Below are 19,783 nucleotides of genomic sequence, written 5' to 3' on the forward strand. Positions count from 1 at the left end.
CTCGCATCTCAGCACTCGTCCTCGACGGTCCGGTCCCGCCCCGCGAGCACTCCGGCCACCATCTGCGGGATCATCAGGCCCGCCATCAGGGCGATCGGCAGCCCCCAGCCGCCGCTGTGCTGGTAGAGCACACCGACGAGCAACGGGCCCGGGATCGAGAGCAGATAGCCGGTGGACTGGGCGAAGGCGGAGAGCCGGACCACGCCCGCCCCGGTCCGCGAGCGCATGCCGATCATGGTGAGGGCGAGCGGGAAGGCGCAGTTGGCGACGCCGAGCAGTACCGCCCAGACCCACGCTCCGGCGGCCGGGGCCAGGTAGAGCCCGCCGTAGCCGATCAGGCCGCACAGGCCGAGGACGACGACGATGGGGCCCTGCTGCTTGAGCCGCCCGGCGACGCGGGGGATGACGAAGGCGAGCGGCACACCCATCGCCATGGTGACCGCGAGCAGGACCCCCGCCGTGCCGGCCGAGACCCCGGCGTCGCGGAAGATCTGCGGCATCCACCCCATGGTGATGTACGCGGCCGTCGCCTGGAGCCCGAAGAAGCAGGCGAGGCCCCAGGCGGTCCGGCTGCGGGTGATCCGGAGCTCCGGGGCGTCGGCGGGACGGGCTGCCTGACCGGGCGCGGACCGGTCCGGCGCGGGGGTTCCGGGCGCCGGGGTACGGTCCCGTACGAGGACGATCCAGGGCAGCACCGCGAGAGCCGCGAGCACGGCCCAGACGGCGAGCCCGGACTGCCAGCTCCCGCCCATCGCGCTCGTGAGCGGCACGGTGACGGCGGCGGCGAGGGCGGTGCCGAGGGCCAGGGCCATGGAGTAGAGGCCGGTCATGGTGCCGACGCGGTCGGGGAACCAGCGCTTGACGATCACCGGCATCAGGATGTTGCTGACGGCGATGCCCATCAGGGCCAGGGCGCTGGCGGCCAGGAACCCGGCGGTGGAGCCGATGTACGGGCGGATCACCAGGCCCGCCGCGATGGCCGCCATGCCCGCGCAGACGACGGCGCCCGCGCCGAAGCGGCGGGCCAGGCGGGGCGCCATGACCCCGAAGACCGCGAAGCAGAGCGGCGGCACGGAGGTGAGGACGCCTGCCACGCTGCCGCTCATGTGCAGCCCGTCGCGGACCTCTTCGAGGAGGGCGCCGAGGCTGGTGATGGCGGGGCGGAGGTTGAGGGCGGCCAGGACGAGCCCGACGGCGATCAGCCGCAGCAGCCAGGGGCCGGGGCCTCGGCGGCTCCGGGGAGCCGCGGGGCCGGCGGGCCGGCGGGGGTGCGCGCGGCGCCGCCCCGGTTCAGGGTCTGGGTCTGGGTCTCGTCGTCCGGCATAGGGCCATCATAGAATCATGGGATGATTGGTTGTCCAATCCCGCGGCCCCGCCGGTTCCCCTGGGAGAATCCTCCGGAACCCGACCTCACGGCTCACGAGCAAGGAGCACCATGACGCTCACGTCTCCACGGCGTTCGGCCCTCGCCGACCAGGTGATCGCGCAGCTGCGCAACCAGATCACCTCGGGCGAGTGGCCGGTCGGCTCGCGGATCCCGACCGAGCCGGAACTGGTCGAACAGCTCGGGGTGGCCCGTAACACCGTGCGCGAGGCGGTCCGGGCCCTGGCGCACAACGGGCTGCTGGACATCCGGCAGGGCTCGGGCACCTACGTCATCGCCACGAGTGAGCTGGCCGGGGTCATGCACCGCCGCTTCGCCGCCGCCGACCCGCGCCACATCGCGGAGCTGCGCTCCACGCTGGAGTCCTCGGCCGCCCGGCTGGCCGCCGTCCGCCGCACCGAGCGCGATCTGCGGCAACTCGACACCCTGATGGCGCGGCGGGAGGAGGCATGGGCCTCGGGGGACGCGGAGGCGTTCGTCGCGGCCGACGCGACCCTGCACCTGGCCGTGGTCGCCGCCTCGCACAACGACGTCCTCACCGAGCTCTACGCGGACCTCGGGGATCTGCTGCGCGACTACCTACGGGGTGACGTGGGACCCGAGCTGCGCCCGGAGAACCATATGGATCACGCGCGACTGGTAGAGGCGATCCGGGCGGGCGACGCGGAGACGGCGGCGGCCGAGGCGGCGAGCCACGCGCTGAACTGCCTGGCGGACCGGGTCTAGCCCCCGGCCTCTTCAGACCGGCGCCGGCCGGTGGCTGACCCAGGCCGTCGCGATCTCCTTCCAGCAGCGGTCCTCCAGCCGTACGGTCCGGCCCGGAGCCACCGCGACCGCCGCGCCGTCCGCGTCGACGTCCCACCAGCGGACGCACTCGGTGTGGAGCTGGACCAGGTCGGTGGAGGGGTAGGGGTTGTGGCAGTACGCGACGGCCCGGGAGCCCTCGATCGTCGTGCGGCACTCGGAGCCGGCCGGTTCGGGCTCCGGGGGCGCCACCGCCGTACCGGAGTCGGCGCCACTGGCCACATGGACTCCCAGGGGTACGGCGAGTGCGGCGACGGCCGCCGACGCGGCCAGCAGGAGACGGGTGCGGCGACGCGTGGGGCGCACAGCGATCTCCCTCCCGCAGCCTGACCAGAAGTCCGGTTCCTCCACATTCTGCGGTGGATCGGCCGACTTTTCGACCGGAGCGGGCGCACACGGTAACGGCCCCCTGCCGCGTGCCGCCCGGATGAACCGGGAGGGGGCACGCGGCCGGGGGCCGTACAGCAGGGGTGGTAGGCGGGTCAGGCGCCCATCATGTGCACGCCGCTGTCGACGTGGATGATCTCGCCCGTCGTCCGCGGGAAGAAGTCGGAGAGCAGCGCCACGATGCCGCGGCCGGCCGGCTCCGGGTCGGACATGTCCCAGGCGAGCGGGGCGCGGTGGTTCCAGACGTCGGCCAGCTCCGAGAAGCCCGGGATGGACTTGGCGGCCATGGAGCCGATCGGCCCGGCGGAGATCAGGTTGCAGCGCAGCCCGTCCTTGCCCAGGTCGCGGGCGAGGTAGCGGGAGGTGGCCTCCAGCGCGGCCTTGGCCGGGCCCATCCAGTCGTACTGCGGCCAGGCGTACTGGGCGTCGAAGGTGAGGCCGACGATCGACCCGCCCTCGCTCATCAGCGGCCTGCACGCCATGGCCAGCGACTTCAGGGAGAACGCCGAGACGTGCATCGCGGTGGCGACGGACTCGAACGGGGTGTTGAGGAAGTTGCCGCCGAGCGCGTCCTGCGGCGCGAAGCCGATGGAGTGGACGACGCCGTCCAGCGAGCCGAGCTCCTCGCGGACCAGGCCTTCCAGCCGGTCCAGGTGCTCCTGGTCGGTCACGTCCAACTCGATGACCTTGGCCGGCTTGGGCAGCTTCTTGGCGATGCGCTCGGTCAGGGTCGGGCGGGGGAAGGCCGTGAGGATGACCTCGGCACCCTGCTCCTGGGCCACCTTCGCGGCGTGGAACGCGATGGACGACTCCATCAGCACCCCGGTGATGAGGATGCGCTTGCCGTCGAGAATTCCGCTCATGGTGATCAGTGACCCATGCCCAATCCGCCGTCAACGGGGATGACGGCTCCAGTGATGTACGACGCGTCGTCGGAGGCGAGGAAGCGCACGGCGGCAGCGATCTCGTCGGGCTGCGCGTAGCGGCCCAGCGGCACCTGGGACACGATGCCCTTGCGCTGGTCCTCGGTGAGCGCCTGGGTCATGTCGGTGTCGACAAAACCGGGGGCGACGACGTTGAAGGTGATGTTCCGCGAGCCGAGCTCACGGGCCAGCGACCGGGCGAACCCGACGAGTCCGGCCTTGGAGGCGGCGTAGTTCGCCTGGCCCGCCGAGCCGAGGAGGCCGACGACGGAGGAGATCAGGACGACACGGCCCTTCTTGGCGCGCAGCATGGCGCGGTTGGCGCGCTTGACGACCCGGAAGGTGCCGGTGAGGTTGGTGTCGACGACGGAGGTGAAGTCCTCCTCCGACATCCGCATCAGCAACTGGTCCTTGGTGATGCCGGCGTTGGCGACCAGCACCTCCACGGGGCCGTGCTTCTCCTCGATCTCCTTGTAGGCCTGCTCCACCTGTTCGGCGTCGGTGATGTCGCAGCGGACCGCGAGGACACCGGCCTCGGTGAGGGCCTGGGGCGGCTCGCCGGAGCGGTAGGTGATCGCTACCTGGTCGCCGTTGTCGGCGAAGGCGCGGGCGATGGCGAGGCCGATGCCCCGGTTTCCTCCGGTGACGAGAACCGAGCGGCTCAACGGATCACCCTTTCCTTGACGGTCTGGTACGTCGAAAACCTATCGGTACCGTGCGCCGATCGAGGAATCGGGCCCTGACAGTGGCTTGTCCGGGGTGCTGTGGGGTTCCTACAGTCCACACGGTTGCGTGCCGGGCACACATGTCGGCGATATCCCCGGCTTTCCCCGCCTTCCGCATGGTTCACTGCGGTCGTGTATCGAGAAGGGAACTCCCTGTGCCCCACGAGGTAGATCAGTCATTCCTGGCCCTGCCGTTGCGCGCGCTGGCCGACGCGGCGCTCGCGCGGGCGCGCGCTCTCGGCGCCACGCACGCCGACTTCCGGCTGGAGCGGGTGCGCAGCGCGACCTGGCGGCTGCGGGACGCGCGGCCCGCCGGGGCCTCGGACAGTACGGACCTCGGGTACGCGGTGCGGGTGGTGCACGACGGTGCCTGGGGGTTCGCATCGGGCGTCGATCTGACGATGGACGCGGCGGCGAAGGTGGCCTCGCAGGCCGTGGCGATGGCGAAGCTGTCGGCGAAGGTGATCGCGGCGGCCGGGTCCGGCAGGAGCGCGCGAAGCGCTTCCGCTGAGGGGCGGTGGTGGGAGACGGGCGGGCGGGTGGAGCTGGCGGACGAGCCGGTGCACGGCGAGCGGACCTGGGTGTCGGCGTACGACGTCGACCCGTTCTCCGTACCGGACGAGGAGAAGGCGGCGCTGCTCGCCGAGTGGAGCGGGCGGCTGCTGGGCGCGGACGGGGTGGCGCATGTGGACGCGTCCCTGATGACCGTCCATGAGAACAAGTTCTACGCGGACACCGCCGGGACCGTCACCACGCAGCAGCGGGTGCGTATCCAGCCGCAGTTCACGGCCGTGGCGGTGGACTCCGCGACCGGTGAGTTCGACTCGATGCGGACCATCGCCCCGCCGGCCGGGCGCGGCTGGGAGTATCTGACCGGGACCGGCTGGGACTGGGACGCCGAGCTGGAGCAGATCCCCGGGCTGCTGGCGGAGAAGATGCGGGCGCCGGGCGTCGAGGCGGGGACGTACGACCTGGTCGTCGATCCGTCGAACCTCTGGCTGACCATCCACGAGTCGATCGGCCACGCCACCGAGCTGGACCGGGCGCTCGGTTACGAGGCGGCGTACGCCGGGACGTCGTTCGCCACCTTCGACCAGCTGGGCAGGTTGACGTACGGCTCCCCCGTCATGAACGTGACCGGTGACCGCACCGCCGAACACGGCCTCGCGACCATCGGGTACGACGACGAGGGCGTCGAGGCGCAGTCCTGGGACCTGGTCAAGGACGGCACGCTCGTCGGCTACCAGCTGGACCGCCGGATCGCCAAGCTCACGGGGCTCGGCCGCTCCAACGGGTGCGCGTTCGCGGACTCGCCGGGCCATGTCCCCGTACAGCGCATGGCGAACGTGTCGTTGCAGCCGGATCCGGGCGGGCTGTCGACGGAGGATCTGATCGGCGGGGTGGAGCGCGGGATCTACGTGGTCGGTGATCGGTCCTGGTCGATCGACATGCAGCGCTACAACTTCCAGTTCACCGGACAGCGGTTCTTCCGCATCGAGAACGGGCGCCTCGCCGGGCAGCTGCGCGATGTGGCCTACCAGGCGACGACGACGGACTTCTGGGGCTCCATGGAGAAGGTCGGCGGCCCGCAGACGTACGTCCTCGGCGGCGCGTTCAACTGCGGCAAGGCCCAGCCGGGCCAGGTCGCCGCGGTCTCCCACGGCTGCCCCTCCGCCCTCTTCCGAGGCGTGAACATCCTCAACACGACGCAGGAGGCCGGACGATGAGCCGCGTCAGCAAGCCGTACGCGATCGTCGAGCGGGCTCTGGAGCTGTCCACCACGGACGGCCTGGTGGTCATCGCCGACGAGCACTCCTCCGCCAATCTGCGCTGGGCGGGCAACGCGCTCACCACCAACGGCGTGACCCGGGGGCGGACCCTCACCGTCATCGCGACCGTCGACGGGGCCCAGGGCACGGCGTCCGGTGTCGTCTCCCGGTCCGCCGTGACCGCCGACGACCTGGAGCCGCTGGTGCGGGCCGCCGAGGCCGCCGCCCGGGGCGCGGGTCCGGCGGAGGACGCGCAGCCGCTGGTGAGCGGGGTGCCGTCGTCCCTGGACTTCACGGACGCGCCCGCCGAGACCGGCTCGGAGGTCTTCGCGGACTTCGCCCCGGCCCTCGGTGACGCCTTCGCCCGGGCCCGCTCGGGCGGACGCGAGCTGTACGGGTTCGCCAACCACGAGCTGACCTCCACCTACCTGGGCACGTCGACGGGGCTGCGGCTCCGCCACGACCAGCCGACCGGGACGCTGGAGCTGAACGCCAAGTCGCCGGACCGGACCCGTTCCGCGTGGGCGGGCCGGTCGACGCGGGACTTCAAGGACGTCGACCCGGCGGCGATGGACGCCGAGCTGGCGCAGCGGCTGCGCTGGGCGGAGCGGCGGATCGACCTGCCCGCCGGGCGGTACGAGACGCTGCTGCCGCCGACCGCCGTGGCGGACCTGCTGATCTACCAGCTCTGGTCGTCCACCGCACGGGACGCCGTGGAGGGCCGGACGGTCTTCTCCCGGCCGGGCGGCGGCACCCGGCTCGGCGAGACGCTGGCCCCGATCCCGTTGACCCTGCGCAGCGACCCGCACGCGCCGGGTCTGGAGGCCGCGCCCTTCGTGATCGCCCACTCCTCCGGCGACAGCGCCTCGGTCTTCGACAACGGTCTGCCGCTGGCCCCGACGGACTGGCTCCGGGACGGGAAGCTGGAGCGGCTGACGACGACCCGGCACACCGCCGCCCTCACCGGGCTGCCGGTGGCCCCGGCCATCGACAACCTCGTGCTGGACGGGGGCGGTGAGCGGTCGCTGGAGGAGATGGTCGCCGCGACGACCGGGCGAGCACTGCTGCTGACCTGCCTCTGGTACATCAGGGAGGTGGACCCGGCGACGCTGCTGCTGACCGGGCTGACCCGGGACGGCGTCTACCTGGTCGAGGACGGCGAGGTGGTCGGCGAGGTGAACAACTTCCGGTTCAACGAGTCGCCGGTGGACCTGCTGTCGCGGGCGTCGGAGGCCGGGCGTACGGAGAAGACGCTGCCGCGCGAGTGGGGCGACTGGTTCACCCGGGCCGCGATGCCCGCGCTGCGCGTCCCGGACTTCAACATGAGCTCGGTCAGCCAGGGGGTGTGACCCGCCTAGACTGACCCGTACATCCCTACGTAACGCAAGGAGCACCGGAACCGTGACGGACATCGTCGACGAGCTGAAGTGGCGCGGGCTGTTCGCCCAGTCCACTGACGAGGACGCATTGCGCAAGGCTCTCGCGGACGGTCCCGTCACCTTCTATTGCGGCTTCGACCCGACCGCGGCGAGCCTGCACGTGGGGCACCTCGTACAGGTCCTCACCGTGCGCCGCCTCCAGCAGGCGGGGCACCGCCCGCTCGCCCTGGTCGGTGGGGCCACCGGTCAGATCGGTGACCCGCGCCCGACCGCCGAGCGCACGCTGAACGACCCGGAGACCATCGCGGCCTGGGTGCAGCGGCTGCGGGAGCAGATCGAGCCCTTCCTCACCTTCGAGGGGCCGAACGCGGCGACGATGGTCAACAACCTGGACTGGACCGCGGGGATGTCCGCGATCGAGTTCCTGCGGGACATCGGCAAGCACTTCCGGGTCAACAAGATGCTCACCAAGGACTCGGTCGCGCGCCGGCTGGAGTCGCAGGAGGGCATCAGCTACACGGAGTTCAGCTACCAGCTGCTCCAGGGGATGGACTTCCTGGAGCTGTACCGCCGCTACGGCTGTGTCCTCCAGCAGGGCGGCAGCGACCAGTGGGGCAACCTCACGGCGGGCATCGACCTGATCCACCGGCTGGAGCCGGGGGCCACCGTGCACGCGCTGGCGACGCCGCTGATGGTGAAGGCGGACGGGACCAAGTTCGGCAAGTCCGAGAGCGGTGCCGTCTGGCTGGACCCGGAGATGACCACGCCGTACGCGTTCTACCAGTTCTGGCTGAACGTGGACGACCGGGACATCTCGCGCTACATGCGCATCCTCAGCTTCAAGAGCCGTGCGGAGCTGGAAGAGCTGGAGCAGCTGACCGAGGAGCGGCCCCAGGCGCGTTCGGCACAGCGGGCGCTGGCCGAGGAGCTGACCACACTGGTGCACGGCGGGGCGCAGTGCGCGGCGGTCATCGCCGCGTCGAAGGCGCTGTTCGGCCAGGGCGATCTGGCCGAGCTGGACGAGGCGACGCTGAGCGCGGCCCTCTCCGAGGTGCCGCATGCCCGGGTCGCCGAGCTGGCTCCGCTGGTGGACCTCCTGGTGGAGGTCGGTCTGGCGCCGAGCAAGTCGGGCGCCCGGCGCACGGTCAAGGAGGGCGGCGCGTACGTGAACAACGTGAAGGTCGCCGACGGTGAGGTCGCGCCGGAGGCCGGGGAGCTGCTGCACGGGCGCTGGCTGGTGCTGCGCCGGGGCAAGAAGAACCTGGCGGCGGTCGAGGTCGTCCCGGCCGGCTGAGGCACCGCGCCGCAGCACTGAACAGCGCCGCGGCCGGACACGCGTCTCCTCGCGTGTCCGGCCGCGGTGCTGTGCTGTGCGTCCCTCGGGTCAGGCTCTGCTTCTGTTGCCCCGGATGGACTGCCAGAGCTTGTCTCCGACCCCGACGACGACCACCGCACCGATCAGCTGGAGCAGATGGCGGATCCAGTCGATGCCCTTGGTGTCCCCGACGCCGAGCCAGCCGGCCACGGCGTTACCGAGGATGGAGCCGAGAATACCGAACACGATCGTCAGCCAGAGCGGGATGTCCTGCTTGCCCGGCAGGATCGCCCGTGCGATCACACCGAGCACCAAGCCCACGATGATTGCCCACAACCAGCTCATTTTCGCCTCCTCGTGCGGCGCGGAGTGCGCGTCCGGCCAGTCTTGGACGGCCGGCGGCGGGCCGCACCCCGGACAGGGCCGTACGGGTGGGGCGCCGTCCGGCGGCGGTGGGGGCGCCGCCCCGGTCTTCGCTACGGCGAGGGCCCGGCGTACCGTGGATGCGGCCCGGTCCGGGAGCGTCCGGCACAGAGATCTGGTGGTGGAACACATGCTGCGGAAGAGCGACGAGGTGCAGGTCTTCCGGATCACGGGGGCCCGTCAGGGGCTGGCCGACGATGTGCGCGGCAGGCAGCGGCGCTATGTGATCTCGATGTCCGTGCGTACGGTCTCGGTGGTCCTGGCGGCGGTGCTGTGGAACGTGGAGCGGCATGTCGCGATCGTGGCGCTCGCCCTGGGGGTGCTGCTGCCGTACGTGGCGGTGGTCATCGCCAACGCGGGCCGGGAGAACGTCCCTTCGCTGCCGTCGACGTATCTCACCGCACCGGTGCGACCCGCCGTGGAGGCCGCTCCGGCCACCGCTTCCACCGACTCCGCGGGCCCCGACGGGCGGGCCGGGCGGGTGCCGCCGTCACAGGAGCACAGCTGAGCCCGCGTGTCCCGCGAAGCTCAGGAAAAGCTCAGATCAATCATGACGTTCCGGTGCACCGCACCCCGGTGCCCGTGACATACTTCGAGGGCGCTCCGCATCCCCCGTCGGAGCGATGGACCGACGCCGGGCAGCTCCCCCCGTGGCTGCCCGGCGTCGCCGTTTCTCCGGCCGGGGATGCGCCCGTCGGGTGCGCACGGCGCCTGACTTAGGCTGGGCCCCGTGATCTTCCCCGAGACATCCGCCGAGAGCGCCGCCGGTGCCCCGATCTGTTCCGCCAAGGGCTGCCGGGCGGACGCGGTCTGGGTGCTCGCCTGGAACAACCCCAAGCTGCACACCCCCGACCGGCGCAAGACCTGGCTGGCCTGTGACGAGCACCGGGAGCACCTGTCCCAGTTCCTGGGTGTACGGGGCTTCCTGAAGGACGTCGTGGCGCTGGCCGACTGGGATTCCGGGCCCGGGACGGGCTGAGCGTCAGCCGCCGATCGCCGACATCGGGCGGTCGGGCTGGAGGAAGGACGGGTCGTCCAGTCCGGAGCCCGCCTTCTTGCCCCACATGGCCACCTTCCAGAGCCGGGCGATCTCCGCGTCCGGCGCGTCCGAGCGCAGGGCGGAGCGCAGATCGGTCTCCTCGCGGGCGAAGAGGCAGGTGCGGATCTGACCGTCGGCGGTGAGCCGGGTGCGGTCGCAGGCGCGGCAGAACGGGCGGGTGACCGAGGCGATCACGCCGACCCGGTGCGGGCCGCCGTCGACGGTCCAGCGCTCGGCGGGCGCGGAGCCGCGGGCCTCGTCGTCCTCGGCGGTGAGGGTGAAGCGGGTGCGCAGGGAGTCGAGGATGTCACCGGCGGTGATCATGCCGTCGCGCTTCCAGCCGTGCTGGGCGTCCAGCGGCATCTGCTCGATGAAGCGGAGCTCGTAATCGTTGGCGACGGCCCAGGCCAGCAGCTCGGGGGCCTCGTCGTCGTTGAGTCCCGGCATCAGGACGCTGTTGACCTTCACCGGGGTGAGGCCGGCCTCGCGGGCGGCTTCGAGGCCTTCCAGGACGTCCTGGTGGCGGTCACGGCGGGTGAGGGTCTTGAAGACGTCGGGGCGCAGGGTGTCCAGCGAGACGTTGACCCGGTCGAGGCCCGCGGCCTTGAGGGCGGCGGCGGTCCGCTTGAGTCCGATGCCGTTGGTCGTGAGCGACATGCGGGGGCGCGGGGTGAGCGCGGCGCACTGCTCCACGATGGAGACGAGGCCGGGGCGGAGCAGGGGCTCCCCGCCGGTGAAGCGGACCTCGGTGATGCCGAGCGTGGTGACCGCGATGCGGATCAGGCGGACGATCTCGTCGTCGGAGAGCAGCTCGCTCTTGCCGAGCCACTGCAGGCCCTCTTCCGGCATGCAGTAGGTGCACCGCAGATTGCACTTGTCGGTCAGAGACACGCGCAGGTCGGTGGCGACCCTGTCATAGGTGTCGATGAGCACGGTGGCTCTCCTCCCCCCTTCGGTGTCGTGGATGCTGACTCCTCCGAGCCTACGTGAGACGGCTGACATCGCAGGGGCCCGTTTGCCACGAGGTGCGGCCGGGCCGCGTCGTAGGACTCTACGACGCGGCCCGGAACAGGGGGTGGGTGATGCACCGAACGGCTCGGTGAACTCCTTCTCCCGGTGGCTCTCTCAGTGCGCTCCGGTGCCGGTGAGGGACTTGACCTCCAGCTCGGCGTACTTGTCGGTGTCGGGCTTCTCCTTGCCGATCACCGAGCCGAGCCAGCCGAGCAGGAAGCCGAGCGGGATCGAGATCAGGCCAGGGTTCTCCAGGGGGAACCAGGCGAAGTCGACACCCGGGAACATCGAGGTCGGCTTCGAGGAGACGACCGGCGAGAAGAGCACCAGCAGGACGGAGGAGGAGAGGCCGCCGTAGATGGACCAGAGGGCCCCCTGGGTGGTGAAGCGCTTCCAGAAGAGGCTGTAGAGGATCGTCGGCAGGTTGGCGGAGGCGGCGACCGCGAAGGCGAGGGCCACCAGACCGGCCACGTTGAGGTCGCGGGCCAGTGCGCCGAGCGCGATGGAGACGATGCCGATGGCGACGGTGGCCCAGCGCGCGGCGCGGACCTCCTCCTTCTCGGTGGCCTTCCCCTTGCGGATCACGTTGGCGTAGATGTCGTGCGCGAACGAGGAGGAGGAGGCGAGGGTGAGTCCGGCGACCACGGCGAGGATGGTGGCGAAGGCGACGGCGGAGATCACCGCGAGGAGGATGGCACCGCCGGTGGAGCCGGAGCCGCCGCCGATCTCCAGGGCCGCGAGTGGCGCCGCCGTGTTGCCCGCCTTGTTCGAGGCGATGATGTCGTCGGGGTTGAGGATGGCGGCGGCGCCGAAGCCGAGCACGATCGTCATCAGGTAGAAGGCGCCGATGATGCCGATCGCCCAGTTCACGGACTTCCGGGCGGCCTTGGCGGTGGGCACGGTGTAGAAGCGGATCAGGATGTGCGGCAGGCCGGCGGTGCCGAGGACCAGGGCGATGCCGAGGGAGATGAAGTCCAGCTTCGAGACGCCGGTGGCGCCGTACTTCAGGCCGGGCTCCAGGAAGGCGGCGCCCTTGCCGCTGTTGCTGGCGGCGGTGCCGAGCAGGTCGGAGATGTTGAAGTTGAACTTCAGCAGGATCAGGAAGGTGATGAGCAGGGTGCCCGCGATGAGCAGGACGGCCTTGACCATCTGCACCCAGGTGGTGCCCTTCATGCCGCCGATGGTGACGTACAGGATCATCAGTACGCCGACCAGGGCGACGATGACGATCTTCCCGAAGTCGCTGGTGATGCCGAGCAGCAGCGAGACCAGGACGCCGGCGCCGGCCATCTGGGCCAGCAGGTAGAAGATCGAGACGACGATGGTGGACGTACCGGCGGCGGTACGGACGGGGCGCTGGCGCATCCGGTAGGCGAGGACGTCACCCATGGTGTAGCGGCCGGAGTTACGCAGCGGCTCGGCGACCAGGAGCAGGGCGACGAGCCAGGCGACGAGGAAGCCGATGGAGTAGAGGAAGCCGTCGTAGCCGAAGAGGGCGATGGCGCCCGCGATACCGAGGAAGGACGCGGCGGACATGTAGTCGCCGGAGACCGCGAGCCCGTTCTGGAATCCGGTGAACTGGCGGCCGCCCGCGTAGAAGTCGGCGGCGCTCTTGGTCTGGCGGCCCGCCCAGACCGTGATGAAGAGGGTCGCGACGACGAAGGCCGCGAAGAGGGTGATGATCAGCGGCCGGTGCTCGCCCGCCCCGTCGGCGGCGAGCTGGACGGTCGGATAGAGGGTGTGGGCGGCGCTCATACGTCGGCCTCCATACGGGACTTGATCGCTTCGGCCTTCGGGTCGAGCTGGGTGGCGGCGTGCCGGGAGTAGAGCACGGCGATGAGGAAGGTGGTGGCGAACTGGGCGAGGCCGAGGACGAGCGCCACGTTGATGTTGCCGACCACCTTGGTGGCCATGAAGCCGCCCGCGTAGTTGCAGAGCAGGACGTAGAGCAGGTACCAGGTCACGAAGGCGACGGTGAGCGGGAAGGCGAAGGAACGGAACGAGCGGCGCAGGTCGGCGAACTCGGCACTCGCCTGCACCGCGTTGTACGCCTCGGTGGTGGGCTGGGCCGGGCTGGTGTCGGAACGGCCCTCGGGCGGCGGTGCATCGGTAGCCACGGAATCTCCTCGCGACGCGGGTGCGGTGATCTGGGGGACGGTGGGTGTCATACGGAGGCCTCGGTACCGGGAAACGGTGACGTGCCTCCTGGACAACGGCACGGAGGGCGCGACGAAGCGGTTCACCGGATCTTTCGCCTTCTCGGCCTCATCCCGGTGACCGGAAGCCTCCCCGTCCCGGTGGCCTGAAGTTGCCTGTACACATTCGGCCGCACAGGTGCACTCTTCGAACTCACTTGCCCCAAATCGTTGATGTGCGTGGAAGATCGGCGATAGCTTCACTCGTCATGTACGCGACCGAACACGCCAGGTGTCCGGTCGACCGGCACGGATGATGTGGAGAACCCATGGCTCATCTGGCATCGAGACGGACCCGCGCGCTCGCGCTGCCCGTCGGACTCGCGCTCGTCGCCTCACTCGGCTTCCTGCCCGGGGCGACGGCCACGGCGGCGCCCACCGGCGCACCGGCCACCGCGACCCCGCGCACCGACGGTCCGAAGCTGAGTTACGTCGTCAACACCGGCAGCGGCCGGGCCGCCGTCCAGCAGGTGGAGAAGGCCGTCCAGCGGGCCGGCGGCACCGTCGTCATCTCGTACGACAAGATCGGCGTGATCGTCGCCCACTCGCAGAACCCGGCCTTCGGCGAAACGATCCGCCGCGTACGGGGGGTGCAGTCGGCGGGGGCGACCCGGACCAACCCGATCGTGCCCCAGGCCACCAAGGACGTCGGTGCCATAGCGCAACCGCTGACCGAGGCCCAGGCGGCGGCCGCGGCCGCGCAGGCGACGGCGGACGAGGATCCGCTGGAGCCGTTGCAGTGGTCGCTGCCCGCGATCAAGGCGGACAAGGCGCACCAGAAGACGCTCGGCTCGAAGAAGGTGACGGTCGCCGTCATCGACACCGGCGTGGACGACACCCACCCCGACCTGGCGCCCAACTTCGACCGGGCCGCCTCCGTCAACTGCGTCACGGGCGCTCCGGACACCACCGACGGCTCCTGGCGGCCGGCGGCGGGCGAGAGCGACCACGGCACGCATGTGGCGGGCACCATCGCCGCGGCGAAGAACGGCTTCGGGGTCACCGGTGTCGCGCCGGGTGTGAAGGTCTCCGGCATCAAGGTCTCCACCCCGGACGGCTCCTTCTACACCGAGGCCGTCGTCTGCGGCTTCCTCTGGGCGGCCGAGCACGGCGTCGACGTGACGAACAACAGCTACTACACCGACCCGTGGCTGTTCGCCTGCAAGAACGACCCGGACCAGGGCGCGCTGGTCGAGTCCCTGACCCGCGCCGTCAAGTACGCCGAGCGCAAGGGCACGGTCAACGTCGCCGCCGCGGGCAACGCCCGCCACGACCTGTCGTCCCGCGCGATCGAGGACCGGACCAGCCCGAACGACGGCGAGGCGGTCACGCGGACCATCGACCCGCGGGTCTGCCCCGACATCCCGACCATGCTGCCGGGCGTCGTGACCGTCTCCGCGACGGGCGCCAAGGGTCTGAAGTCCTCGTACTCGAACTACGGCAAGGGCGTCATCGACGTCGCGGCCCCGGGCGGCGACTCGACGATCTACCAGACCCCCGAGCCGCCGGCCGTCAACGGGCTGATCCTCTCGACGCTGCCGGGCGGCAAGTTCGGCTACAAGGCCGGTACGTCGATGGCCTCCCCGCACGTCGCGGGCGTCGTGGCTCTGATCAAGTCCCGCCACCCCTACGCCTCACCGGCCGCGGTGAAGGTGCTGCTGGGCCTCCAGGCGGACGCGAAGGCGTGCGGCGAGCCGTACGACTACAACGGTGACGGGGTCATCGACGCGGTCTGCGAGGGCGGCAAGAACTACAACGGCTTCTACGGGGCCGGAGTGGTCGACGCGCTGGACGCGGTCCGCTGGTAGGCGGATGACCTGGCGATGCACGAGGGCCCGGGGACGTTCTCCCCGGGCCCTCGCCATGCGCCCTCGACGTGGAGGCGCGTCGGGCGCTACGGGGTGATGAGCACCTTCAGCGCGGTCCGCGCGTCCATCGCCTCGTAGCCTGCGGGCACCTCGTCGAGGCCGATCGACAGGTCGAAGACGGGCGAGGGGTCGATCGTGCCGTCCAGCACATCGGGGAGCAGCTCGGGGATGTACGTCCGCACGGGGGCGACACCGCCGCGCAGGGCGATGTTCCGGCCGAACATCACGCCCAGGTCCACGCCGGAGGCACTGCCGTGCGGGACGCCGACATAGCCGATGGAACCGCCGTCGCGGACGATGTCCAGCGCGGTGCGCATCGACTGCTCGGTGCCGACCGCCTCGATGACGCTGTGGGCGCCTTCGCCGCGGGTCAGCTCCCGTACGGCGGCGAGGGCGGCCTCACCGCGCTCGGCGACCACGTCGGTCGCGCCGAAACGGCGGGCGATGTCGGTGCGCGCGGTGTGCCGGCCCAGCGCGATGATCCGCTCGGCGCCGAGCCGCTTGGCGGCCATCACCCCGCACAGCCCGACCGCGCCGTCCCCGACGACCGCGACAGTGGAGCCCTGGGTGACGCCCGCGCCGACGGCGGCGTGGTGGCCGGTGCCCAGGACGTCGGAGAGGGCCAGCAGGGCGGTGAGCAGCCGGCCGTCGGAGGCGGCGTCGGCGGGGAGCTTGACCAGGGTGCCGTCGGCGTACGGGACGCGGACGGCCTCGCCCTGCCCGCCGTCCGAGCCGACCGAGCCCCAGAAGCCGCCCTCGGGGCAGGAGGTGGTGAGGCCCTCGGCGCAGTAGGAGCAGGTGCCGTCGGACCAGACGAACGGGGCGACGACCAGGTCCCCGACGGCGAAGCCCTCGACCCCGGACCCGGCCTCCTCGACGACTCCGAGGAACTCGTGCCCGATGCGCTGGCCGGGCTGCCGGGCGGCCTCGCCCCGGTACGCCCACAGGTCGCTGCCGCAGATGCAGGCCTTGAGGACCCGCACCACCGCGTCGGTGGGCCGCCGGACCGCCGGGTCCGGCACCTCCTCGACCCGGATGTCGTGGGGAGCGTGGATCACGGTGGCGCGCATACGGGGAGGTCCTTGCCGGTCTTCAGGTGCTGATACCCCGGTCACGGTACGCCCCGGTCCCCACGGCCCCGCCCCTCGCCCCCGCCGTGAGCACGCCGAGGGCCAGCAGGAGCTGTGCGGCGATGTAGGTGAGCATCACCCAGAAGCCGGGGGCGGGCAGCTGCGGCCACTCGGCGATGCCGGTGGCGATGAGGGCGTCGGAGAGCAGGAAGAGCGCCCCACCGGCCGCCGCGTACCGGCCGAGGACACCGGCCCGCCACGCCATCGCGGTGAGCAGCAGGCTGTAGCCGGTCAGCGGGGCGCGCAGCTCGGCCGGGAGGTCGGGCCAGATCAGGACGAGGAAGACGACGAGCACGACGGCGTACGCGACCGCGGCGGCCAGCGACCCACGCGCCCGGCCCCGCCCGAACAGCGTCAGGTAGCAGACATGGCCGACGGCGAAGGAGCCCATGCCGAGGAGGAACGCCAGGTCGTTGTCGGCGAGCAGGAACACATCACCGCCCCACCCGAACAACAGGGCGGCGATGAGCAGTCGGGGCCCGCCCCGGACGGCGGCGTACGCGGCGAGCAGCGGCATCAGCAGCGGCTTGGCGACGAGGTGGACGGTGTCGAGACCGGCGAGGAGCGCGGCGAGGTCGACGGCGGCGGCGAGCAGGAAGGCGCCGAGGAGCGGCCGAGCGAATCGCCCGGACCTTGCCGTCCCCGACGGGGCGGGGCGGGACGCGGTGGCGCTCATCGGGTGTGTTCCGGGGCGGGGGCAGGGGCCGCAGCGGGTACGGAGGTGGGGGCGGCGGGGGCTCCGACGCGTACGGGCTCGGGTGCGGGCACGGGCACGACGGCTCCGGCGGCCCCCGTGGCCAGGGCCCCGGCCTTCGGGGCGGGCTGCCAGCCCGGCCCCCGGAAGACGCGCCCGGCGCGCTCGCTCCAGCTCCCGGCGGCCCGGACGTCCCGGGCGATGGCGGCGTACTCATGGGTGGCGACGCGCAGCGGGTTGTGGGTGGCGATGTTCTTGGTGAGCCCGTAGACGGGCCGCTCGGTCTCGGCAGCGAACGAGCCGAACATCCGGTCCCAGACGATCAGGATGCCGCCGTAGTTGCGGTCCAGGTAGCCGCCCTGCGAGGCGTGGTGGACGCGGTGGTGGGAGGGCGTGTTCAGCACGTACTCGAAGGGGCGCGGGAGCTTGCCGACGCGTTCGGTGTGCACCCAGAACTGGTAGACGAGGTTGGCCGACTGGCAGAAGGCGAGCGCCGCCGGGTGTACCCCGCAGGCGATCAGCGGCAGGTAGAAGGGCCAGACGGTGGCGGAGGTCCAGGGCTGGCGCAGCGCGGTGGTGAGGTTGAACTTCCGGCTGGAGTGGTGGACCACATGGCAGGCCCACAGGATCCGGATGACGTGGTGGCCGCGGTGGGACCAGTAGTAGAAGAAGTCCTGGGCCAGGAGCATCAGCAGGACGGTCCACCACAGCACGGGCACCCGCAGCGGCGTCAGCTCGTAGACGCCCATGTAGATGGCGAGGATGGGGATCTTCCACAGCAGGTCGAACCCGAGGCTGCCGAGTCCCATCGTGAGGCTGGTGGTGGCGTCCTTGGTGTCGTACCCGGCGGCGTCCTCGTCCGGGTGGAGGCGGTAGCTGACCATCTCGATCACGGTGAGCAGCACGAAGGCCGGTATTGACCACAGCACGACATCGGGCAGGTTCGGCTCCATGCGAGCACCGTAGGGCCGCCGGTCGGCGAGGGCTAGACGTTGTTACCCACAAGTATGCGAGATCTGGTGTCAGCAGTCTTTGGCACCTTCTGCCAATGGACCGGGCCGCAGGATTTCCGGAACGCGCGTCGTCGAGGGGGAGGGCGTCGACCTGACCCGTGAGGAGCAGACAGCCCTGCTCCAGCGGCTGGCGTACCGGCTGATCCGCAACGGGCTGGTCGAGGCGCGGCAGGAGGAGGCGGTGGGCCTGCTCACGGACTGACTGCGGGCGATGTCCCAGGTCCGGGGCGCCCCCGAACAGGACTTCGCGCATCTGTTGAACCGCAGGCTCATCCGCCTCCCCTGACCCACCACCAGGCGCCACCGAATAGGGCCCTGTCAGTCCCGGCCCGTATTCTCTGTGACCATGCTCGACGACCGCCAGACAGCCGCACCGTGGCCGACCGCCTACCCCCAGGGGTACGCGGTCGTCGACGTGGAGACCACCGGCCTCGCCCGGGACGACCGGATCGTGTCCGCCGCCGTCTACCGGCTGGACGCCCTGGGCAATGTCGAGGACCACTGGTACACGCTGGTGAATCCGGAGCGGGACCCCGGTCCCGTCTGGATCCACGGACTGACCAGCGATGTGCTGGAGGGTGCGCCGCTCTTCCCCGAGGTCGCCGCCGAGTTGTCGGCGCGGCTCGCGGACCGGGTGCTCGTCGCGCACAACGCGGCGTTCGACTGGTCGATGATCGCCCGGGAGTACGCCCGCGCCTCCGTGGTCGCCCCGGTGGAGCAGCGGCTCTGCACGATCGCGCTCGCCAAGGAGCTGCGGCTGCCGCTGCCCAACCACAAGCTGGCCTCGCTCGCCGCGCACTTCGGCGTCGTGCAGCAGCACGCGCACCACGCCCTGGACGACGCCCGGGTGCTGGCGGAGGCGTTCCGGCCGAGTCTGCACGCGGCGGCCCGGGGCGGGGTGCGGCTGCCGTTGCTGGAGTGCCGGCCGCTCACCGAGTGGTCGGACTCCCCCGTCGCCCCGCGCGTCGGGTATCAGACCTTCCGGCAGCCGAACAGCTGGCGGCCCTCGCGCAAGCGGCCGGCTTGCCCGTATCCCAACCCGGGGCGGTACGAGAAGGAGAAGCCGCTCAAGCAGGGGATGCGGGTGGCGTTCTCCGGGGACACCTCGGTCGACCGGGAGCTGCTGGAGGACCGGGCGGTGGAGGCGGGGCTGCATGTGGCGACCAGCGTGTCGCGGCTGACCAGTCTGCTGGTGACCAACGATCCGGACGCGGCGACGTCCAAGACGCAGAAGGCGAAGTCGTTCGGCACGCCGATCCTGGAGGAGAGCGCCTTCACCCATCTGCTGCGCGATGTGGCGCCCGCCGACGGGGCCGTCCTTCCGCACCAGGCGCCGCCACCGTCATCGGAGTGAACCGGGCGCGACTCGCCCGGAGTCCGCTCGCCCGTCGCCACCGGGCGTCCCACCCTGTGGCGCATGGCACGTTGTGAGGTTTGCGGAAACGACTACGGCATGTCCTTCGAGGTGCACGCGCAGGGCGCGGTGCACGTCTTCGACTGCTTCTCCTGCGCCATCCACCGCATGGCGCCGATCTGCGAGCACTGCCGGGTCCAGGTGATCGGCCAGGGCGTCGAGGCCGACGGGCGCTGGTACTGCGGCGCCCACTGCGCCCGCGCCGAGGGGAAGGCGGGCATCGTGGACAAAGTGTGAGGGAAACCCCCACTGCCGGGCAGGACCGGCGCCCACCCCTGAGTGCCGCACCCCATGACCCCGGTTGTACGGT

Annotated in this window: 20 protein-coding genes and 1 pseudogene; 10 read left to right on the forward strand and 11 right to left on the reverse strand. The window is 71.3% G+C overall.

The features are described from left to right. Positions 1–8: 8 nt before the first annotated feature. Positions 9–1,324, reverse strand: a pseudogene (locus D6270_RS06220) (CynX/NimT family MFS transporter). A gap of 111 nt (positions 1,325–1,435) precedes the next feature. On the opposite strand from D6270_RS06220, the gene D6270_RS06230 reads away from it, so the two are divergent. Beyond that, positions 1,436–2,110: a FadR/GntR family transcriptional regulator gene (locus tag D6270_RS06230; protein WP_093693184.1), complete on the forward strand. Its 675-nt coding sequence runs from the start codon at positions 1,436–1,438 to the stop codon at positions 2,108–2,110. Between the two features lie 12 nt (positions 2,111–2,122). Here D6270_RS06230 and D6270_RS06235 read toward each other — a convergent pair whose 3' ends face one another. The 3 genes from D6270_RS06235 to fabG all read right to left on the reverse strand — a co-directional run bounded on the left by D6270_RS06235 (position 2,123) and on the right by fabG (position 4,163). Beyond that, entirely contained in the window at positions 2,123–2,494 is a 372-nt protein-coding gene (locus D6270_RS06235) for a hypothetical protein (protein WP_109166353.1), read from the reverse strand. A 176-nt stretch (positions 2,495–2,670) separates the two neighbouring features. Then, the gene (gene fabI / locus D6270_RS06240; RefSeq protein WP_109166352.1) at positions 2,671–3,438 is read right to left on the reverse strand and encodes an enoyl-ACP reductase FabI; all 768 of its coding nucleotides are present in this window, start codon (positions 3,436–3,438) and stop codon (positions 2,671–2,673) included. A 5-nt stretch (positions 3,439–3,443) separates the two neighbouring features. Continuing rightward, a complete protein-coding gene (gene fabG, locus D6270_RS06245; RefSeq protein ID WP_109166351.1) occupies positions 3,444–4,163 on the reverse strand; it encodes a 3-oxoacyl-[acyl-carrier-protein] reductase in 720 nt (239 codons plus the stop codon). Positions 4,164–4,378: 215 nt separating this feature from the next. On the opposite strand from fabG, the gene D6270_RS06250 reads away from it, so the two are divergent. From D6270_RS06250 to tyrS, 3 genes are read left to right on the forward strand one after another with little or no spacing between them, the layout of a single operon-like run. After that, on the forward strand, positions 4,379–5,950 hold the full coding sequence (locus tag D6270_RS06250) for a TldD/PmbA family protein (RefSeq protein ID WP_109166350.1): 1,572 nt from the start codon (positions 4,379–4,381) through the stop codon (positions 5,948–5,950). After that, positions 5,947–7,341, forward strand: a complete 1,395-nt coding sequence (locus D6270_RS06255) for a metallopeptidase TldD-related protein (protein ID WP_109166349.1) — start codon at positions 5,947–5,949, stop codon at positions 7,339–7,341. Before D6270_RS06250 ends, D6270_RS06255 begins: the two co-directional genes overlap by 4 nt. Before the next feature lie 52 nt (positions 7,342–7,393). Further along, positions 7,394–8,665, forward strand: a complete 1,272-nt coding sequence (tyrS, locus tag D6270_RS06260; protein WP_109166348.1) for a tyrosine--tRNA ligase — start codon at positions 7,394–7,396, stop codon at positions 8,663–8,665. 90 nt (positions 8,666–8,755) lie between these two features. On the opposite strand, the gene D6270_RS06265 is transcribed toward tyrS, so the two are convergent. After that, positions 8,756–9,031, reverse strand: a complete 276-nt coding sequence (locus D6270_RS06265; RefSeq protein WP_109166347.1) for a GlsB/YeaQ/YmgE family stress response membrane protein — start codon at positions 9,029–9,031, stop codon at positions 8,756–8,758. 208 nt (positions 9,032–9,239) lie between these two features. Between D6270_RS06265 and D6270_RS06270 the strand changes: the two genes are divergently transcribed. Both D6270_RS06270 and D6270_RS06275 read left to right on the forward strand, forming a co-directional pair. Then, on the forward strand, positions 9,240–9,617 hold the full coding sequence (locus D6270_RS06270; RefSeq protein WP_109166346.1) for a DUF3099 domain-containing protein: 378 nt from the start codon (positions 9,240–9,242) through the stop codon (positions 9,615–9,617). Between the two features lie 222 nt (positions 9,618–9,839). Then, positions 9,840–10,088: a hypothetical protein gene (locus D6270_RS06275; protein WP_109166345.1), complete on the forward strand. Its 249-nt coding sequence runs from the start codon at positions 9,840–9,842 to the stop codon at positions 10,086–10,088. 3 nt (positions 10,089–10,091) lie between these two features. Here D6270_RS06275 and moaA read toward each other — a convergent pair whose 3' ends face one another. The 3 genes from moaA to D6270_RS06290 all read right to left on the reverse strand — a co-directional run bounded on the left by moaA (position 10,092) and on the right by D6270_RS06290 (position 13,276). Continuing rightward, positions 10,092–11,081 carry a GTP 3',8-cyclase MoaA gene (gene moaA, locus D6270_RS06280; RefSeq protein ID WP_109166344.1) on the reverse strand — a complete coding sequence of 330 codons (990 nt, stop codon included), beginning with the start codon at positions 11,079–11,081 and terminating at the stop codon, positions 10,092–10,094. Between the two features lie 192 nt (positions 11,082–11,273). Then, on the reverse strand, positions 11,274–12,914 hold the full coding sequence (locus tag D6270_RS06285) for a monocarboxylic acid transporter (RefSeq protein ID WP_109166343.1): 1,641 nt from the start codon (positions 12,912–12,914) through the stop codon (positions 11,274–11,276). After that, complete coding sequence (locus D6270_RS06290) at positions 12,911–13,276, reverse strand: DUF485 domain-containing protein (RefSeq protein ID WP_109166342.1); 366 nt, start codon at positions 13,274–13,276, stop codon at positions 12,911–12,913. Before D6270_RS06290 ends, D6270_RS06285 begins: the two co-directional genes overlap by 4 nt. Positions 13,277–13,623: 347 nt before the next feature. On the opposite strand from D6270_RS06290, the gene D6270_RS06300 reads away from it, so the two are divergent. Then, the gene (locus D6270_RS06300) at positions 13,624–15,162 is read left to right on the forward strand and encodes a S8 family peptidase (protein WP_109166341.1); all 1,539 of its coding nucleotides are present in this window, start codon (positions 13,624–13,626) and stop codon (positions 15,160–15,162) included. Between the two features lie 86 nt (positions 15,163–15,248). Here the strand turns inward: D6270_RS06300 and D6270_RS06305 are convergent, their stop codons facing one another. From D6270_RS06305 to D6270_RS06315, 3 genes are read right to left on the reverse strand one after another with little or no spacing between them, the layout of a single operon-like run. Beyond that, positions 15,249–16,292 (reverse strand): zinc-dependent alcohol dehydrogenase family protein, encoded by a 1,044-nt coding sequence (locus tag D6270_RS06305; protein ID WP_109166340.1) that lies wholly within the window; start codon positions 16,290–16,292, stop codon positions 15,249–15,251. A 22-nt stretch (positions 16,293–16,314) separates the two neighbouring features. Further along, complete coding sequence (locus D6270_RS06310) at positions 16,315–17,028, reverse strand: lysoplasmalogenase (RefSeq protein ID WP_109166339.1); 714 nt, start codon at positions 17,026–17,028, stop codon at positions 16,315–16,317. Then, a complete protein-coding gene (locus D6270_RS06315; RefSeq protein WP_109166338.1) occupies positions 17,025–17,999 on the reverse strand; it encodes a sterol desaturase family protein in 975 nt (324 codons plus the stop codon). The genes D6270_RS06310 and D6270_RS06315 overlap by 4 nt, the downstream gene beginning before the upstream one ends. A 79-nt stretch (positions 18,000–18,078) precedes the next feature. Between D6270_RS06315 and D6270_RS33915 the strand changes: the two genes are divergently transcribed. The 3 genes from D6270_RS33915 (at position 18,079) to D6270_RS06330 (ending at position 19,710) form a co-directional block, all read left to right on the forward strand. Continuing rightward, entirely contained in the window at positions 18,079–18,261 is a 183-nt protein-coding gene (locus tag D6270_RS33915; protein WP_385430479.1) for a hypothetical protein, read from the forward strand. A 138-nt stretch (positions 18,262–18,399) separates the two neighbouring features. Next, the gene (locus tag D6270_RS06325) at positions 18,400–19,413 is read left to right on the forward strand and encodes a DEDDh family exonuclease (protein WP_109166337.1); all 1,014 of its coding nucleotides are present in this window, start codon (positions 18,400–18,402) and stop codon (positions 19,411–19,413) included. A 63-nt stretch (positions 19,414–19,476) separates the two neighbouring features. Beyond that, the gene (locus tag D6270_RS06330; protein WP_109166336.1) at positions 19,477–19,710 is read left to right on the forward strand and encodes a metallothionein; all 234 of its coding nucleotides are present in this window, start codon (positions 19,477–19,479) and stop codon (positions 19,708–19,710) included. Positions 19,711–19,783: the final 73 nt, after the last annotated feature.

The sequence above is a fragment of the Streptomyces griseus subsp. griseus genome, assembly GCF_003610995.1.
Lineage (GTDB): Bacteria > Actinomycetota > Actinomycetes > Streptomycetales > Streptomycetaceae > Streptomyces.

Excerpts from the sequence above, each read along its gene's own strand:
- D6270_RS06230 (WP_093693184.1), top strand. The coding sequence starts at position 1,436 with ATGACGCTCACGTCTCCACGGCGTTCGGCCCTCGCCGACCAGGTGATC.
- fabI (WP_109166352.1), bottom strand. The coding sequence starts at position 3,438 with ATGAGCGGAATTCTCGACGGCAAGCGCATCCTCATCACCGGGGTGCTG.
- D6270_RS06255 (WP_109166349.1), top strand. The coding sequence starts at position 5,947 with ATGAGCCGCGTCAGCAAGCCGTACGCGATCGTCGAGCGGGCTCTGGAG.
- D6270_RS06265 (WP_109166347.1), bottom strand. The coding sequence starts at position 9,031 with ATGAGCTGGTTGTGGGCAATCATCGTGGGCTTGGTGCTCGGTGTGATC.
- D6270_RS06270 (WP_109166346.1), top strand. The coding sequence starts at position 9,240 with ATGCTGCGGAAGAGCGACGAGGTGCAGGTCTTCCGGATCACGGGGGCC.
- D6270_RS06285 (WP_109166343.1), bottom strand. The coding sequence starts at position 12,914 with ATGAGCGCCGCCCACACCCTCTATCCGACCGTCCAGCTCGCCGCCGAC.
- D6270_RS06300 (WP_109166341.1), top strand. The coding sequence starts at position 13,624 with ATGGCTCATCTGGCATCGAGACGGACCCGCGCGCTCGCGCTGCCCGTC.
- D6270_RS06305 (WP_109166340.1), bottom strand. The coding sequence starts at position 16,292 with ATGCGCGCCACCGTGATCCACGCTCCCCACGACATCCGGGTCGAGGAG.
- D6270_RS06310 (WP_109166339.1), bottom strand. The coding sequence starts at position 17,028 with ATGAGCGCCACCGCGTCCCGCCCCGCCCCGTCGGGGACGGCAAGGTCC.
- D6270_RS06315 (WP_109166338.1), bottom strand. The coding sequence starts at position 17,999 with ATGGAGCCGAACCTGCCCGATGTCGTGCTGTGGTCAATACCGGCCTTC.
- D6270_RS06330 (WP_109166336.1), top strand. The coding sequence starts at position 19,477 with ATGGCACGTTGTGAGGTTTGCGGAAACGACTACGGCATGTCCTTCGAG.